Here is an 18,116-nt window from a genome sequence, read left to right as displayed (position 1 = left end):
ACAAGACAGACTGAGTGCATGTAATGGTTAGGGCTCCTTTCCTGAAGGACTGAAGCATTCACGGTAAAACAGCAATGAGCGAAGCAACAATGGCACAAACAACCGATATCCGTCCTGTCCGTCGTGCGCTGATCAGCGTTTCCGACAAGACCGGTATTGTTGAGTTTGCCCGGGGACTGCACGGGCTGGGCGTCGAGATTCTTTCTACTGGGGGCACCTGGCAACTGCTGAGGGACAATGATATTCCCGCCGTTGAGGTGTCTGACTACACCGGTTTTCCGGAAATGATGGATGGCCGGGTCAAAACCCTGCACCCGAAAATCCACGGCGGCATTCTGGCCCGTCGTGGACAGGATGATGCTGTCATGGAAGCCCATGGCATCCAGCCGATCGATATGGTGGTGGTCAACTTGTACCCCTTCGAAGCCACTATTGCACGGCCGGACTGCGATCTGGCGACAGCTATCGAGAATATCGATATTGGCGGCCCGACCATGGTTCGTTCTACCGCCAAAAACCACGCCTACACAGCGATTGTCGTCAACAACAACGACTATGACAGTCTGCTGACCGAACTGAAGACTGAGAATGGTCTGTCCCAACAGCGCCGCTTTGAACTGGCCGTAAAAGCCTTTGAGCATACCGCTGGTTATGATGCCGCCATCGCCAACTACCTGGGCTGCCTGAATCCGGAACAACCAGAGCAGAAGCAGGATTTCCCCAACACCTTCAATCTGCAAATGGTGAAGGCGCAGGACATGCGCTACGGTGAGAATCCGCATCAGAAAGCGGCGTTCTATGTAGATAAAAACGCCAAAGAGGCCAGCGTCTCCACTGCCCACCAGCTGCAGGGGAAAGCGCTCTCCTTCAACAATGTCGCTGATACCGATGCCGCACTGGAATGCGTGAAAAGCTTCACCACGCCGGCCTGTGTCATCGTCAAGCACGCCAATCCCTGTGGTGTGGCCACAGGGGCAGACTGCTTTGAAGCCTACAATCGCGCCTATGCGACCGATCCCACCTCAGCCTTTGGTGGCATCATCGCCTTCAACCGGACGCTGGATGCCCAAACGGCCAAGGCGATTCTTGACCGCCAGTTTGTCGAGGTCATCATTGCGCCTTCTGTCCAGGAAGATGCCCTGACGGTTCTGGCTGCCAAGCCAAACATCCGGGTTTTGACCTGCGGGGAACTGCCTCAAACCGCTACGCCCTGGCTGGACTTCAAGCGCGTCAACGGCGGCCTGCTGGTGCAGGATGCCGATCTGGGTCGCGTCACCGAGGAAGAACTGAAGATTGTCACCGAACGCCAGCCCAGCGAAGAAGAACTCCGCGACCTGGTGTTTGCCTGGAAAGTTGGCAAATTCGTCAAGTCCAATGCCATTGTCTATGCCCGTAACCAGCAGACAATCGGTATTGGCGCCGGTCAGATGAGCCGCGTTTACAGTGCCCGCATTGCCGGTATCAAGGCTGCCGATGAAGGGCTGGAAGTCAAGGGGTCCGTCATGGCCTCCGATGCCTTCTTCCCATTCCGTGATGGCATTGATGCGGCTGCCGGCGCGGGTATCACCGCGGTTATTCAGCCCGGTGGTTCCATGCGTGACGAGGAAGTCATTGAAGCAGCTAACGAGGCTGGCATGGCGATGGTCTTTACCGGCATGCGTCATTTCCGTCACTAAGATCTGCCACGGGCGACCATGAACCACCCATGAGGTATTTGATTGCATGACGCATGGGTGACATCGGTTCCTGGAAATAACATCAGGCAAAGCCTCCGGCGTACCCGGAGGCCTACAACAAGGGAAACAGGACATGAACATACTGATCATCGGCAATGGCGGTCGCGAACATGCACTGGCCTGGAAAGCAGCAGCCTCCCAAGGCGTTAACGAAGTCTATGTTGCGCCAGGCAATGCCGGTACCGCTTTGGAGCCTGGTGTCAGTAACGTCGCCATCGACGTACTCGATTTTGACCGACTGGTTGATTTCGCCAAGGACAAGGGGATTGACCTGACTATCGTCGGTCCGGAAGCACCGCTGGTCGCCGGCATTGTGGATCGTTTCCGTCAGGAAGGCCTGGCTATCTTCGGCCCGGACAAAGGTTCTGCACAACTCGAAGGCTCCAAGGCCTTTACCAAGGATTTCCTGGCCCGGCACAACATCCCCACCGCCGCCTATGCCAATTTCACTGAGATTGAACCTGCCAAGACGTATATCCGGGAACAGGGCGCACCTATCGTCGTTAAGGCTGATGGCCTGGCTGCAGGGAAAGGCGTGATACTGGCCCAGACAGAAGAAGAAGCTATCGCCGCCGTTGAGGACATGCTCGCGGGCAATGCGTTTGGTGATGCAGGCCACCGTGTCGTTGTCGAAGAGTTCCTGACCGGCGAGGAAGCCAGCTTTATCGTCATGGTGGACGGTGAAAACATCCTGCCACTGGCCACCAGCCAGGATCACAAGGCCCGTGATGACGGTGATACCGGTCCCAATACCGGCGGTATGGGTGCTTATTCGCCAGCACCGGTCGTAACACCGGAACTGCACAAACGCGCCATGGAGGAAGTCATCATTCCTACCGTCAAAGGCATGGCATCTGAAGGCCACCGCTATAGCGGGTTCCTGTATGCCGGTCTGATGATTGCTGCAGATGGCACGCCCAAGGTGCTGGAATACAACTGCCGCTTTGGTGATCCGGAAACCCAGCCGATCCTGATGCGCCTGAAATCTGATCTTATCGAACTCTGTCTGGCCGGAGCGGAAGGCCGTCTCAATGAAGTCACTGCCGAGTGGGACTCAAAAGTTGCCCTTGGGGTCGTGATGGCCGCCGGTGGATATCCTGAGACCTACCGCAAGGGTGATACCATCAACGGCCTGGAAAACGCGGGTGACGCCAAGGTATTCCACGCGGGCACACGCCTGGAAGGCGATCAGGTCACGACCAATGGCGGTCGGGTACTGTGCGTTACAGCCCTGGGAGACACTGTCGCCCAGGCACAGGAAAATGCCTATAAAGGGGTTAAAGCCATTGACTGGCAGGACTGCTATTACCGGAACGACATTGGCCACCGTGCCATAGCCCGGGAACAACAGGACGCTTAATCCTTCGGGGGCGTCCACCTTTTCTGGTCGCCCCTCCCGCCCTGACTGCATGGGATTTTTGTGCGGCACGGGTATAATGGAATGCCGGACGTAAACGGAAGTCGCTGTGAAGAAGCAAAAACAACAACCGCAGCACCCTCAGCTAATACGCCTGCTATTGCTTCTGCTGTGTGTGATCAGTCCACTACAGGCAATGGGTCATGCGCTCTCTGAATATGCCCTTGAGAAAGCGGATGTCCTGTTCGACCGCTCTGGCAGCCTGACACCTCAGCAATTGACCTCCAACCAGTACCGTCACCGTTTTATTCCATGGGATCGCACCAACTTTTACTTCACGCAGGATAGTACGGTCTGGTTACGATTTGCCCTGCCCATCAGTGCAACCGAGGCCCAGACGTTCGAAATCCGGGCCCTCACCTTTGGTGATGATGACATTACCTATTACCTGCACCATGACAGGCCATCAAAAGATAATGATGAACTCACTGAACTGTCCTCCTATCCACAGTTCAGCAACAACCAGCACCTGATCCCTTTTGAATACCATCCGGGCGAACAGCTGACACTGTATGTCAGGATGCACTCCCCCTTTCACAAGCGCATATCAGCCTGGCTCAGCAAGCCAGACCACGAACACCACACCATCCAGCAAACCCATTGGTTTTTTGGCATTTGGGCAGGCATCAATATCGCGCTGATACTGGTCACTGCGTCACTGTTCGTCACCCGAAAGCGCACAGATTACCTGCAACTCTTTGCTATCAGCCTTGTCAGCCTGGTATTCCTGTTAAGCTGGCAGGGTATTCCTGCATCACTATGGAACCTGTACCCGGACGCACAGAATCGCATTCATTTTGCCAGCATTTCTGCAGGCTATGGACTGCTATGCCTGTTATCAAGAACACTCCTTCAAACGAGAAACAGCCGATCTGCAGACCGATTACTGCTATTAATGAGTACCGGCAGCTTTGTCACCGCACTGGTCATGTTATTTCCGGGTTACGTTTTGCCGGAAAACGCTGTCGTCATACTCTCTCTCATGAGCTGTGCCAGCAGTATCCTTACCGGGGTGATCCGGCTGTATGAGGGCTACATTGCCGCCTGGCGCTGGCTGCTGGTTGTCGTGCCCTATACCGTGATTTTCATCACCTTTATCATGTGCCAGTTCGGCATTCTGCCGTTTGACATTTGGATGATGCAATCCATCCTGGTGTCCAGCTTTCTGTTACTGGTCACCGCCCTGTCGTTGCGCTTTCTGATCCGTTCAGCAGTCCCGGCTCCTCACCATGGCAACATAATGCCGGAATCCGGCCAGCACTCCACTGAAAAACCAAACCGCCCCCTGTGGAGCTATATAGGCCACGACATCAGAACGCCAATGAATGGTATTCTGGGCATGTCGGAATTACTGCAGAACACCTCACTGACACCTCGGCAGAAGGATTACGTCAATACCATTCAGTTATCCGGACGGGAAATGCTGAACCTGGTCAACCAGGTCGTTGATAACGTCAAGACAGAGCTGGAACCACCACAGACAGACGCCTTCCCTTTCGAAATCACGGAACTGGTTCAGGCCTGCATGGATCGCTACCGTTATAAGTCAGAACAGCTGGGGGTTGAACTGATCAGCTTCATCCAGCCCGATATGCCAGAATTCCTGGCCGGGGATACGGAGCGGATTCGCCAGATTTTGCTGGCGCTTCTGGCCTATAACTTTAATCACATTGCCGAAGGCGAAATACTCCTGACGGTCAGCCCGCAAACACTCAGTGTGACTGATGAACCAGATAACACAACAGACCAGAAAACCCTGGCAAGATTCACCCTGAAATGCTCAGACAATGGCATTGGCTATCGTGCCTTGCGGCCCTATGCAGACAGCATGACAGACACCCTGAGCGAGAATGGCACCCATCCGCCGGTCGGCATACTGCTTGCCCGAAACATGGTCAAAACACTGGGTGGCAGCTTTAACCTGATGACCGACAACCAGAACACGATTTACTGGTTCACGCTGCCTCTGACAATTCTCCCTGAGCTGACACCAGACAGCTCAGATGACCCAAAGGCCATCCAACTACTCAGCAATCGCAGGGTATTGGTTGTGGACGACAATGACACCTGCCGAAAAGTACTGGTCCGACAATGCATGCATTTGGGACTGGATGTCTATCAAACCCGCAACGCGACCGAAGCACTGGCACTGTTGCGAACAGAAGCCAGCCTGTCCAACCCCTTTGACCTGGCGATTCTTGATCAAAACATGCCCGGCACCAGCGGTATGCAGCTGGCTTCCCGGATTGCGGAAGACCCCATACTGAAAGATAAGCTACTCGTCATCATGCTGACCGGTAGCTCAATCCCGACGACACAGCAGACTCAGACATCAGGCATTCGCTGCATTCTCACCAAACCGGTCAGCAGTAAACGCCTGGGCAGGGTATTGGTCAGGGAGCTAAGCCAGAAGGCCGGGGAAAGGGCGCAGGCTGTCATCCACTAATGACAGCCTGCTCAAGGACTTAGCCCGCTTCGTGCCAGGCCGGTGACAGTTCATGGACTGCTTCAATAAAGGCACCTGCATGGGCCGGATCAACAAACGGGTGGATACCATGCCCCAGGTTGAAGACATGCCCGGAACCCGAACCAAATGATGCGAGGATTCTACTCACTTCCTCCCGGATTCGGCCCGGTGAAGCATACAACACACAGGGATCCATGTTCCCCTGCAGGGCTACCCGGTCACCGACCCGGCGGCGGGCATCGCCAATATCCGTTGTCCAGTCCAATCCCAGGGCATCAGCGCCGGTATCAGCCATAGCTTCCAGCCATTGCCCGCCATTCTTGGTGAACAGGATCACGGGCACTCGACGCCCTTCATGCTCACGGATCAGGCCGTTCACAATTCTTTGCATGTATTGCAGTGAGAACTCCCGGTAAGCACCGGATTCCAGTACGCCACCCCAGGTATCAAAAATCTGGACAGCCTGTGCGCCATGACGAATCTGGGCGTTCAGGTAGGCTGTCACGGTATCCGCGAGTCTTGCCAGCAACTCATGAAGCAGTGCAGGCTGATCGTAGAGCATTGCCTTGATGATCCTGAAATCACGGGTACTGCCGCCTTCCACCATATAGGTCGCCAGCGTCCACGGACTGCCAGAGAAACCAATCAGCGGCACCCGGCCATCCAGCGCCTGCCGGATGGTGCGGACTGCGCCCATGACATAATCCAGTGACTGTTCAACATCCGCAATCTCCAGACGATCAACATCCTCGGCGGTGCGTACCGGATGACGGAAACGTGGCCCTTCCCCGGTTTCAAAGTAGAGTCCAAGCCCCATGGCATCGGGAATCGTCAGAATATCGGAAAACAGGATGGCAGCATCCAGAGGGTAGCGCTCCAGTGGCTGCAGGGTGACCTCACAGGCCAGCTCGGGATTCTTGCACAGGGACAGGAAATCCCCCGCCCGGCTGCGACTTTCCCGGTATTCCGGCAGGTAGCGCCCGGCCTGTCGCATCATCCATACCGGTGTCCGGTCAACCGGTTCTCTCAGCAGCGCCCGCAGCAGACGATCATTCTTGAGTGCTGTCATGTCCAATCCATACGGCAGTAACAAGACAGCAACTATACCAACAAACCCGTACGATGCTACGTTCTCTCTGCTATAAACAGGTGGCACCGGCAAAATGATTGAACGTTAAACTCCACTCCCTTGACCAGAATCAAAAATACTTGAAAAACCCGCTCTAAAATTCAACCACTCTCCGACAGGCTGATGTAAGACAGCTCCGTCCAGATTAATCGAATAAGGTATACAGACCACCATGAAACAAGTCATCGAAACCAATGATGCACCGCCCGCTATTGGCCCTTACTCCCAGGCCATGCGTTTCAACGGCGTGATCATGACCTCCGGCCAGCTGCCGATCAACGCTGAAACCGGCGAAATGCCCGAAGACATCAAGGCCCAGGCGCGTCAGTCCCTGGAAAACGTCAAAGCCATCCTGGAAGCTGCCGGCTCCAGCATGGATCGCGTCATGAAAACCACGGTTTTCCTGAAAGATATGAATGACTTTTCTGACGTTAACGAAGTCTACAAGCAGTATTTCTCCCTGCCGTTTCCTGCCCGCAGCTGCGTTGAAGTGGCCCGTCTGCCCAAGGATGCCCGCGTCGAGATCGAAGTGATCGCCGACTGCTGATAAAAAAAGAGAGCCAATGCTCTCTTTTTTTATCGCTTACTGATTCCGTACGGGGCTAATCCAGCAGGAAGTCCCGTGCCCCTTCTATCGGGCCCAGCGGATTTTTCCTGGTGCCATGCTCCAGGAAAATCGGCACGCCACTCCAGATTTTGTAGACCACCACGTCATCGACCAGCACCACCACCGCGCGGAATTCCCAACCACTGACTTCGGTTTCTTTCCTGAAGTTCAGCAAATCCAACGCAGCGTTACCATAACGACGCTTTTTGCGGTAACGGGGATTGGCCTCAATCGCATAACAATCATCTCGCTGCTCAATACAGCGTTTTACACCTTGATCCAGGCGTTCAATCCCGATTGTCGGGTTTGGCATGAAAATTTTGATGACATCGAGATAAGTGAGGCGACGTACATTCGGTGTTCGGAAGGGGTCAAACCCGAGCTTGGTCAGCGCTTTGAAATCTGTCCGACCAATGATGATACTGTCATACGCCTTCTTGGCTTCTTCGAACGTCTTCCACGCAGTGAACGTTCTGTTCTGGTTACTGGGCAAGACAGACGCACACCCCGCAATGAACAGTATGCTTAACGCCCCCAGTGTAATACCAATTTTCCTGCCAACTGCCATAATTACATCCCTGTGCAAGCCGGGTCATTACCCTGAATATTCCGTTCCCGGTTCTTGAAGTATCGGCCATCCAGAGCCGCCCATAAGCGTAATCGGCACAAAGCATAAGAATAAAAAACCGGCATCAGCCGGTTTTTTATTTACTCAGGTCATAACTGTTTTCAGACTTCCAGGTAATCCAGTATCCCTTCCGCCGCCTGACGCCCTTCCCAGATGGCAGTGACCACCAGGTCAGAGCCCCGCACCATATCGCCGCCGGCAAAGATCTTCGGATTATCGGTCTGGAACTTATAGCGTCCGTTTTCTGGCGCTATCACGCGACCAGAGTCGTCCATCGCAACACCTTGTGTTTCAAACCATGGCGCAGGACTCGGTCTGAAGCCAAAGGCAATCAGCACCGCATCCGCTGGCAGAATTTCTTCGCTGCCAGGCACTGGCTCTGGACGACGGCGACCGCGCTCATCAGGCTCGCCCATCCGGGTAGTGATAACCTTGACGCCTTCCACACGATCCGTACCAACAATCTCGACCGGCTGCCGGTTAAACAGGAACTCAACGCCTTCCTGCCGGGCGTTTTCCACTTCGCGCCGGGATCCCGGCATATTCTCTTCATCCCGACGGTACGCACAGGTGACTTTCGCTGCCTGCTGACGGATCGCCGTACGGTTACAATCCATGGCCGTATCACCACCACCGAGGACGACAACTTTCTTGCCCTTCATATCAATAAAATCGTCCGGGGATTGTTCAAACTCCAGGCAACGATTCACATTGGATACCAGGTAAGGCAGCGCCTCATGGACACCCGGCAGACTTTCCCCGGGGAAGCCCCCTTTCATATAGGTGTACGTGCCCATCCCCATAAAGACCGCATCATACTCATCCAGCAGGGCTTCGATGGTGATATCACGACCAATTTCGGTATTCAGGCGGAATTCAATCCCCATTTCGGTGAAGAGTTCACGCCGACGCTGCAAAACGGTCTTTTCCAGCTTGAATTCCGGAATACCGAACGTCAGCAATCCGCCGATTTCCGGGTTACGATCAAACACAACCGGCTTGACGCCATTTCTCACCAGGACATCGGCGCATCCCAGCCCGGCGGGGCCAGCTCCAATCACCGCCACCCGGCGATCAGTCCATTCCACTTTCGACATATCCGGCTTCCAGCCAAGCGCCAGCGCCGTATCCGTAATATATTTTTCCGTCGAGCCAATCGTGACTGCGCCGAACCCGTCATTCAGCGTACATGCGCCCTCACAGAGCCGATCCTGGGGGCAAACCCTGCCGCAGACTTCCGGCAAGGTATTGGTCTGGTGAGACAGCTCGGCAGCTTCAATGATATTGCCTTCAGCAACCAGCTTGAGCCAGTCCGGAATATAGTTATGAACCGGACACTTCCACTCACAATAGGGGTTGCCACACGCCAGACAGCGATGGGACTGAGCCGCCACCTGCTTCTGCGAGAACGGCTTGTAGATTTCCTCAAACGCCTGCTTGCGAATCCGGAGCGGCTTTTTATCAGGATCCTTACGGCCGACTTCCACAAACTGGAAGTCATTGTTCAGTCTTTCAGCCATATACACCTCATGAAACTTGTCGTCCTTCTCCGGTGTATGAGCATTGGGTTGCGTATAGTATCATTTTCTTGGTCATGCTTCGCAGTGCCCGGGTAACGCTTGCTCACACCCTTTTCTTATTCAACCGGCTGCCTATAGCAGCCGGCTCGACGATCACGGTTATTCAGGACGGCCTCTTACCGTGGCCAGAAGACTGTTCATGCTGGCCGCCTTGGGCTTCACCAGCCAGAAACGGCCCACATAATCCTCGAAGTCCTCCAGTAGCGTGCGTCCCCACTCGCTGCCGGTTTCCGCCACGAACTCGGCAATAATGCCGTGCAGGTGAGTCTGGTGGTCTTCCATGGATTCGGCGTCAATCCGGTGGATATCCACCAGTTCGTGGTTGTAGCGGTCAACAAACTGGCGGTCCATATCCAGCACATACGCGAAACCACCGGTCATTCCAGCGCCAAAGTTGTGGCCGGTCTTTCCGAGAACAGTCACCAGTCCGCCTGTCATATATTCGCAACAGTGGTCACCGGCACCCTCAACTACGGCATGGGCGCCGGAGTTACGCACAGCCAGTCGCTCACCGGCCCGACCAGAAGCAAACAGTTTGCCGCCGGTGGCGCCGTAGAGGCAGGTATTACCGATAATGGCACTTTCATTAGATGGGAATGCACTGCCCTGAGGTGGACAAATAACCAGCTTGCCGCCCGCCATGCCTTTTCCGACATAATCGTTGGCATCGCCTTCAAGATGGAGATTCAAACCACCCGCATTCCAGACCCCAAAACTCTGTCCGGCACTGCCGTTCAGGCGCACCGTGAGCGGCGAGTCAGACATGCCAAGATTACCGTGTCGACGGGCAATTTCACCGGACAGGCGTGCACCGATCGAGCGATCACAGTTACCTACTGCATAACTGAACTCACCGCCACTCGCGGATTCAATCGCCGACAGCATATCGCTGACCATACGCTCTGCCAGTTCCCCCTGGTCAAACGGCGGATTACGCTCCTGCAGGCAGGTATTGGGTTTATCCGCCGCGACATTGCTGTTACCCAGAATTGGGGAAAGATCGAGCTGGGACTGCTTATCCGTCTGCCCTTCCTTCACTTTCAAAATGTCAGTACGACCGATCACCTCTTCCAGGCTGTGATAACCGAGGCTTGCCAGCCACTCACGCACTTCCTCTGCCACAAACGTGAAGAAGTTCATGACCATTTCAACCGTACCGATGAAATGCTCATCCCGCAGGTTCTGGTTCTGGGTCGCCACACCAGTCGCACAGTTGTTCAGGTGACAGATCCGCAGGTATTTACAGCCCATCGCCACCATCGGTGTGGTACCGAAACCATAGCTTTCCGCGCCCAGCATGGCGGCCTTAATGACATCCAGACCGGTTTTCAGACCACCATCAGTCTGCAGCCGCACCTTTCCGCGGAGATCATTGGAACGCAGCGCCTGCTGCGCTTCACTCAGACCCAGCTCCCAGGGGGATCCGGCATAGCGAATGGAGGTCAATGGACTGGCAGCCGTGCCACCGTCATAGCCAGAAATCGTGATCAAATCCGCATAAGCCTTGGCCACACCGGCGGCAACAGTGCCGACTCCCGGTTCAGAGACCAGTTTGACGGAAACCAACGCATCAGGGTTGACCTGCTTGAGATCGAAGATCAGCTGGGCCAGGTCCTCAATGGAGTAGATATCATGGTGCGGTGGCGGTGAAATCAGGGTAACGCCCGGTACTGAATACCGTAAGCGGGCAATTAAGCTGTTTACCTTGCCACCCGGCAACTGACCACCTTCACCCGGCTTGGCGCCTTGCGCGACCTTGATCTGCAGTACTTCTGCATTCACCAGGTAATGGGGTGTTACACCGAATCGTCCCGAGGCAATCTGTTTGATCTTTGAAACACGATGAGTGCCAAACCGGGCCGGATCTTCGCCACCTTCACCCGAGTTGGAACGTCCGCCCAGTCGGTTCATGGCTTCAGCCAGCGCTTCATGGGCTTCGGGAGACAGCGCACCAAGGCTCATGGCTGCAGAATCAAACCGCCGCAAAATCGCTTCGACGGGCTCAACGTCATCCAAAGGAATCGGTTTTCTGTCACTTTCCAGAGCAAACAAGTCACGGATCACAGAAACAGGGCGCTGGTTGATCATCCCGGCATAATCCCGGTACTTGGCCCTGTCACCGGTTTTCACGGCAGCCTGAATTGTCTGCACCACATCCGGATTGAAGGTGTGGTATTCACCCCCATGGACATATTTCAGTAACCCGCCCTGCTGAATGGGCTTCCGCGCTTTCCAGGCGTCATCAGCCAGCAACTGCTGTTCTTCCTGGAAATTCACAAAGCTGGCACCGCTGATACGACTGGTCACACCACAGAAACAGAGGTCGACAACTGGCTGACTCAGTCCAACCGCCTCAAACAGCTGGGCTCCGCGATAGGATGCAATGGTGGAAATGCCCATCTTGGACATAATCTTGAGCAGTCCCTTACCAATCCCTTTGCGGTAGGACTTGTAAGCGTCAATCGGATCGGCAATCAATTCACCGGTCTGGATCAGGTCATGAATGATTTCGTAGGCCAGGTAGGGATAAACGGCCGTGGCCCCGAAGCCGATCAGGACAGCAAAGTGGTGGGAATCCCGGGCAGTACCGGTTTCCACAATGATGTTGGCGTCACTACGCAATCCCACCTGAATCAGTCGATGGTGAACTGCACCTGTAGCCATTGCCGGATTGATCGGCAACCTGCCTTTTTCAATCGTGCGATCGGTCAGCTGCAGCAGCACCTTGCCTTCACGAACTGCCTGCTCAGCGGCATCACAGACCGCAACAATGGCCTGTTCCAAACCTGTCGCCGGATCATAGTTGAGTTCAATTCTGGCCACTTCCAGATTGCCCACCTCGTGGTGCGCATTAATCAGATTCAGGAACTTGGTGGTCGACAGCACCGGGGATTTCAGAATCACCCGCTCGGCATGTTCAGGGGTTTCCTGAAACATGTTCTTTTCAGCGCCCAGACAGGTTTCCAGCGACATGACAATCGCTTCCCGCAAGGGGTCGATAGGCGGGTTCGTGACCTGGGCAAACTGCTGGCGGAAATAGTCGTATACAGGACGCACCCGCTGGGACAAGACCGCCATCGGGGTATCATCGCCCATCGAGCCAACTGCTTCCTGACCATTTTCAGCCAGGGGGCGAATGACCTGATTACGCTCCTCAAAGGTGACCTGGAACATTTTCTGGTGCTCATTCAGCACCGCCTTGTCAAAATGTTCCACACGGTGTTCATTCTCAATGAACTTTGACTGAATCCGATAAGCCTTTTTCTTCAGCCACTGCTTATAGGGCTGACGTGACTTGAGGTGGTTATCAATATCGTGCGCTTCGAGAATCTCACCGGTTTGCGTATCAATCGCCAGCACTTCACCGGGGCCTACGCGTCCTTTGGCAATGACATCTTCAGGCTCGTAATCATAAACGCCAATTTCAGAAGCAACCGTCAAATAACCATTCCTGGTCTTAACCCAGCGCGACGGCCGCAAACCATTCCGGTCCAGCGCACAGACCGCATAACGACCGTCACTGAGTACAAGTCCCGCCGGGCCGTCCCAAGGCTCCATATGCATGGAGTTATATTCGTAGAATGCCCGCAGTTTGGGATCCATGGTGTCAACATTCTGCCAGGCCGGCGGCACCAGCATGCGTATCGCCCGATACAGATCAACGCCGCCTGTAACCAGAATTTCCAGCATATTATCCAGGCTGGAGGAATCGGAACCGGTCCGGTTAACCAGCGGCCGGACAGATTCGAGATCCGGCAACAATTCCGACTTGAACTTGCTGGCACGGGCTTCCGCCCAATTACGGTTACCCATGATGGTGTTGATCTCACCGTTATGGGCCAACATGCGGAACGGCTGAGCCAGTGGCCAGCGGGGCATGGTGTTGGTGGAGAATCGCTGATGGAAAACACAGATCGCCGTTTCAAAACGAGGATCACCAAGGTCCGGATAGAACTTGGGCAGATCCACCGGCATCATCAAACCTTTGTAGGTCACCACGCGGCTGGATAGTGAGCAGATATAAAATTCTTCATCGTCTGCCAGTGCGATTTCTATCCGGCGCCGTGCCATGAACAGCGATGCTGTCAGCTGAACCTCATCTTGTTCATTGTCAGGCGCAATAAACACCTGCTCAATACGAGGCAGCTGCTCAAGGGCAATCGGCCCAAGGCACTCACTGTTAACCGGCACGTCACGCCAGCCCAGCACCCGGATATTCTCAGCGGCCAGTTCCTGTTCAAAGCGCTGTCGGGTTGCCTGCGCAACCTGGTCATCACGGTTCATGAACACCATGCCGATCGCATACAGTGACGGCAGGGTGAGTCCCAGCTGCTCATTAACAATGGTTCGGAAAAAGTGATCCGGTATCTGGATCAACAGACCACAGCCATCCCCGGTTTTGCCATCGGCAGCGATACCGCCGCGGTGGGTCATACAGGTCAGCGCCTGGATAGCTGTCTGGAGAAGATGATGGCTTTTTATGCCTTCGGTGTGGGCAATGAGCCCGAAACCACAGTTATCCCTGAACTGCTCGGGATGATACAGACCTGCATTCATAGGCACACTCTCATCAGCCAATTCTGGTAATCATTATTCGGCAATCTGCGATCCTGTCAGGTGTTGGTACCGGCGACTCCCCTGCCGGCTTGCCCTGTTATGGTCCGCAAAAACTTCGCCCGATAGCATTCTGAGCCGTCAATGGCTGCCTGGCGATGGCATGGGCTGGACGCAATTGTATGCAATTGCTGCTCCCATGGGCGTCCATTATGCCAGTGATCGCGAAGTCAGCTGCCCCGGTACGTTTTTTTGTACGTTCATCGAAGACGATCGTACCTGGGGCAAACGGCGGCCATTTTACACTTCAAGTGGCAAGACCACAAACCGGCACCGCTTTCAATACGGGAAAAGTCGTACCCCCTCCCCTGTTGACTGTCGTGCACTGATTATGCGAAATCCCGGCGGACGCCACGGTACGCCATCATCGAAAAACAGGATTGGGCGACTCATCAATGACATGACCATGATGCCGTCGCATCAGTCGAACTGAATGATAGTTATCGGGGGGCACTATTAATGGCAACACTTCACCATGCGGTATCTGGCAGACATCAGAAGGGATCAAGCCATCGCTGAAGCAGAGTCGCCACCTTTTTTTTCAGGTTCATACAAAAGGTTATCAATAAATGGGAGAATCTCTTCGCTTGTGTCAGCCAACTCGTTACACACGTCCTTTTCCTTGTCAGAAAGCGCCCGCCCCCAATCAAAAGATTTCTTTCCAAAAGCATCCCGGGACGGCTCCCGAAATAAACCAACAATGGCTCCACCCAATCCAAATTCCACATCAAACCCTTTATCAACCAACTGTTTTTTAGCTTCCGTTAAATCAGTAACATCCGCCCCTACCGGTTTAATTCGAGCACCAATTCTATTACGAAACTCATCCTGTATATATGAATTCCCATCAAGAAGTCTGCGATAAATTACACTTTCAATTTTCGAATAAATAGATTGATGCGCAGTCAAAACAAACCCAAGAAAAGACTTCATTTTTTCAATACTGCAAATGTGCTTTTCCTTATCATCTTCAGAGCCACCGCCTTTCTCTCTCAGCTCTATCAACTCTTCAACCTTTTTTCACATAAAACGGCGCCCTTTAAAAAAGGATGCGAAATGATAAAACGTCTGATACTTCCTTCAATCTCTTCAACAATTTCACAAGCATAGAGCTCTTCCAGGAAAAAATATTTTCTTGCTTCGAAGGCTTTACAGTTGAATTCAAACTCAGTGAGTGTCGACAATAATACATTTCCCTCGCAAATTAACCAGAGGTAAGGATCACTATGACCAGAAATAACTCTTCCAACTTTTGCGTTGAGAGCTTTACCATTAACATCTTCCAGCAAAGGTGCGCTCAGCCATTTATTATGCAGCTCAAGACTTTCAGGATGATGTTCTTTCATCTTATCTTCCCACGACTCACCTTTACGCCAATCCGATATGACAATACCATGACCCAAATTATTGCGACCCAGAATGGAATAAATCTTACCGCTTTGGTAATAATAAAAACCTGACCTGGCTGTTGAATCTGCGGGTGGAAGATCTTTAAACCCACTTTGCATATATTGACCACTAGATTTCATTAAAAAGCTTTTTTTTCTTTTTTCATACTCCAAATCTGCCGCCAGGTATTTTTTAGCAGGTAATTTTTTCATGATAATCACCTTGTACTCTGACAATTTTCTTAAAAAAGCTTCCTCATAGTTTTTATCACTATCACTGATATATACCTTCACCCCTTCCCTCAATGCGCAGATATGACCAGCTACAGAAACAAGCATTATTTTTTTCTTATCAAGCTTACTTGATGTACGGCAATTTACAGTATTAGCCACGGTATGCATCTGATCTATTTCATCACCAGCACTGAGCATGATACCTGGCTTAACTATCGCACTCCAATTCTCATATAATAAACTCAAACCGCTAACCATATTTATATACATAACAGCCCTCCATACTATAAAATGCTGAAGCTAAACAATCCCTGCTTTTTCAAGCAGACAGTTAAATGAGTCTTACAACATATAGATGGAGTAAAATTTATCTTTCCGATTCAAAAAATGTTCGTCAAACCAACCATTTTGCCAGACTGGATATTTCACTCACAAAACCCACTGACAACCTTACTTCTTCAAAAAATGCGTCTGACAACGCCTGCCAGTCAAATCTTTCTAACCGCGATACAGGCCCAATATTAGCTTTACTGCAAGGCTTTCCCTGTCAAACGCGTAAGATACGAGATTGAATTGGTGCTGATTTCAAGGTTTATTGAACCAATGAGCAAATTCAGGGGAAAGGTCCGGATCAGGAAATCATGAGGCGCCGAATGCAGACAAGGCTGCCTGTTTCAGCAGCCCCGTCACGGGAAATCAACCGTTAATTGACAAATTCAGCCAGAGTTTCATCCAGGCAATCCGGTGAAAACCCGGACGTTACCACGGCCTCTCCCATCGCTTTCAGCAACACCAGCCGCAAGGTTCCATCCAGAACCTTTTTATCCACCCGCATCAAGGTGAGGAAATCGCCCGCGGTCATGCCTGAGGGGGGGCGCACGGGCAGCCTTGCTGATTCCAGCAACATGGCAAGTCGCTGCACCTCCCGACGGTCAATCCAGCCCTCCCGGGCCGACAGCGCCGCGGCCATGACCATGCCGGTCGCAACCGCTTCGCCATGCAACCACTTGCCATAGCCCTGGTGCGTTTCAATGGCATGACCAAAGGTATGTCCCAGGTTCAGGATGGCGCGACGTCCGGACTCTTTCTCGTCCCCGGAAACGACCAGCGCCTTGTTCTCGCAGGAGCGGACAACCGCTTCAATCAGCAACGTCGGTTGTCGTGCCAGCAGACCCGCTATATTGTCCTGAAGCCATTGATAGAAATCGCTGTCACAAATCAGGCCATACTTGATCACCTCGGCCAAACCGGCCGATAACTCGTTGTCCGGCAAGGTGTCCAGTGTTGAGATATCCGCAATCACGCAGTTGGGTTGATGAAAGGCGCCAATCATGTTCTTGCCCAGCGGATGATTCACGCCGGTCTTCCCCCCGACAGAAGAATCAACCTGTGACAACAGCGTGGTTGGCACCTGGATGAAATCCACACCACGCTGGTAACAGGCGGCGGCAAACCCGGTCATATCACCCACAACGCCACCACCGAGGGCAACCAGAGTTGTCGTTCTCGTGTGACGCGATTCCAGAAGGTGATCAAAGATACGGTTGACGGTATCCAGCGTTTTCCACTGTTCTCCATCCGGCAGGACAATATCAATCACATTGAAACCGGACAGCGCCTGCCTGACCTGTGACAAGTACAAAGGCGCCACGGTCTCGTTGGTCACAATGGCAACATCCCGCCCACGGATATGAGGGGTATAAAGTTCAGGACGGGAAATCAGGTCAGAACCGGTATAGATCGGGTAGGATCGATCCCCCAGGTCAACAGTCAGCGTTTTCATCCACAACCTCGATAATCACTGATTCAGGGCATCGACTATTTTGTTCACCACCTGGCGGGGATTACCGCGACTGGTCGAAACCACCACGTCCGCCAGATCGCGATAAACCGGCTCACGCTCGGCATAAAGATCCCGGATCACTTCGTCCCGGTTTGGCTTCTGCAGTAAAGGCCGACTCTTGTCTTTTTCCATACGCCGAACCAGCGTATCGACCGCCGCGTCGAGAAAAACCACGAAACCGGTGGCACTGATAATCTTCCGGTTCTCAGCATACATCACGGTTCCACCGCCCGTGGCAATAATCTGCGCGGGCTGCTGACTGAGATCCCGCAGCACCTCGGTTTCACGTTTCCTGAACCCGTCCTCACCTTCCACATCGAAAATCCAGGCGATTTCCGCCCCACAACGAGCCTCAATCTCCTGATCCGTGTCCGTGAACGAGAGCCTGAGTTCGTTGGCGAGCAGGCGGCCGATGGTGCTTTTGCCTGCCCCCATCGGTCCGACCAGGTAGATAATCCGTGACTGCATATAAC

13 protein-coding genes are annotated in these 18,116 nt (G+C 53.3%); 5 read left to right on the top strand and 8 right to left on the bottom strand.

Annotated features, from left to right (window positions below):
* Window positions 1-89: 89 nt before the first annotated feature.
* The 3 genes from purH (at window position 90) to AC27K1_RS08110 (ending at window position 5,599) form a co-directional block, all read left to right on the top strand.
* Window positions 90-1,676: a bifunctional phosphoribosylaminoimidazolecarboxamide formyltransferase/IMP cyclohydrolase gene (purH, locus tag AC27K1_RS08120; RefSeq protein WP_487149821.1), complete on the top strand. Its 1,587-nt coding sequence runs from the start codon at window positions 90-92 to the stop codon at window positions 1,674-1,676.
* A 133-nt stretch (window positions 1,677-1,809) separates the two neighbouring features.
* Window positions 1,810-3,096: a phosphoribosylamine--glycine ligase gene (gene purD, locus AC27K1_RS08115; RefSeq protein ID WP_487149691.1), complete on the top strand. Its 1,287-nt coding sequence runs from the start codon at window positions 1,810-1,812 to the stop codon at window positions 3,094-3,096.
* A 106-nt stretch (window positions 3,097-3,202) separates the two neighbouring features.
* Window positions 3,203-5,599 carry a response regulator gene (locus AC27K1_RS08110; RefSeq protein ID WP_487149689.1) on the top strand — a complete coding sequence of 799 codons (2,397 nt, stop codon included), beginning with the start codon at window positions 3,203-3,205 and terminating at the stop codon, window positions 5,597-5,599.
* 19 nt (window positions 5,600-5,618) lie between these two features.
* Here the strand turns inward: AC27K1_RS08110 and hemE are convergent, their stop codons facing one another.
* Window positions 5,619-6,689 (bottom strand): uroporphyrinogen decarboxylase, encoded by a 1,071-nt coding sequence (gene hemE / locus AC27K1_RS08105; RefSeq protein ID WP_487149688.1) that lies wholly within the window; start codon window positions 6,687-6,689, stop codon window positions 5,619-5,621.
* A 232-nt stretch (window positions 6,690-6,921) separates the two neighbouring features.
* Here hemE and AC27K1_RS08100 point away from each other — a divergent pair, with 232 nt between their 5' ends.
* On the top strand, window positions 6,922-7,296 hold the full coding sequence (locus AC27K1_RS08100; RefSeq protein WP_487149686.1) for a RidA family protein: 375 nt from the start codon (window positions 6,922-6,924) through the stop codon (window positions 7,294-7,296).
* A 55-nt stretch (window positions 7,297-7,351) separates the two neighbouring features.
* Here the strand turns inward: AC27K1_RS08100 and AC27K1_RS08095 are convergent, their stop codons facing one another.
* The 3 genes from AC27K1_RS08095 to gltB all read right to left on the bottom strand — a co-directional run bounded on the left by AC27K1_RS08095 (window position 7,352) and on the right by gltB (window position 14,121).
* On the bottom strand, window positions 7,352-7,924 hold the full coding sequence (locus tag AC27K1_RS08095) for a hypothetical protein (RefSeq protein WP_487149684.1): 573 nt from the start codon (window positions 7,922-7,924) through the stop codon (window positions 7,352-7,354).
* A gap of 161 nt (window positions 7,925-8,085) precedes the next feature.
* Window positions 8,086-9,504, bottom strand: coding sequence for an FAD-dependent oxidoreductase (locus AC27K1_RS08090; RefSeq protein ID WP_487149683.1), 1,419 nt, complete (start codon window positions 9,502-9,504; stop codon window positions 8,086-8,088).
* Window positions 9,505-9,663: 159 nt separating this feature from the next.
* Window positions 9,664-14,121 (bottom strand): glutamate synthase large subunit, encoded by a 4,458-nt coding sequence (gene gltB / locus AC27K1_RS08085; RefSeq protein WP_487149682.1) that lies wholly within the window; start codon window positions 14,119-14,121, stop codon window positions 9,664-9,666.
* Window positions 14,122-14,281: 160 nt separating this feature from the next.
* Between gltB and AC27K1_RS08080 the strand changes: the two genes are divergently transcribed.
* The gene (locus AC27K1_RS08080; RefSeq protein WP_487149681.1) at window positions 14,282-14,611 is read left to right on the top strand and encodes a hypothetical protein; all 330 of its coding nucleotides are present in this window, start codon (window positions 14,282-14,284) and stop codon (window positions 14,609-14,611) included.
* 71 nt (window positions 14,612-14,682) lie between these two features.
* Here the strand turns inward: AC27K1_RS08080 and AC27K1_RS08075 are convergent, their stop codons facing one another.
* The 4 genes from AC27K1_RS08075 to aroK all read right to left on the bottom strand — a co-directional run bounded on the left by AC27K1_RS08075 (window position 14,683) and on the right by aroK (window position 18,111).
* Entirely contained in the window at window positions 14,683-15,183 is a 501-nt protein-coding gene (locus AC27K1_RS08075; RefSeq protein ID WP_487149679.1) for a hypothetical protein, read from the bottom strand.
* Window positions 15,180-16,070, bottom strand: coding sequence for a hypothetical protein (locus AC27K1_RS08070; RefSeq protein ID WP_487149678.1), 891 nt, complete (start codon window positions 16,068-16,070; stop codon window positions 15,180-15,182). Before AC27K1_RS08070 ends, AC27K1_RS08075 begins: the two co-directional genes overlap by 4 nt.
* 433 nt (window positions 16,071-16,503) lie before the next feature.
* Window positions 16,504-17,583, bottom strand: a complete 1,080-nt coding sequence (gene aroB, locus AC27K1_RS08065; RefSeq protein WP_487149676.1) for a 3-dehydroquinate synthase — start codon at window positions 17,581-17,583, stop codon at window positions 16,504-16,506.
* 15 nt (window positions 17,584-17,598) lie between these two features.
* A complete protein-coding gene (gene aroK, locus AC27K1_RS08060) occupies window positions 17,599-18,111 on the bottom strand; it encodes a shikimate kinase AroK (protein WP_487149675.1) in 513 nt (170 codons plus the stop codon).
* Between the last annotated feature and the right edge of the window lie 5 nt (window positions 18,112-18,116).

It is taken from the genome of Kistimonas ophiarachnellae (assembly GCF_057552235.1).
The sequence above is the reverse complement of the archived record's forward strand: the minus strand, read 5'-3'. Positions and strand labels throughout refer to the sequence as shown.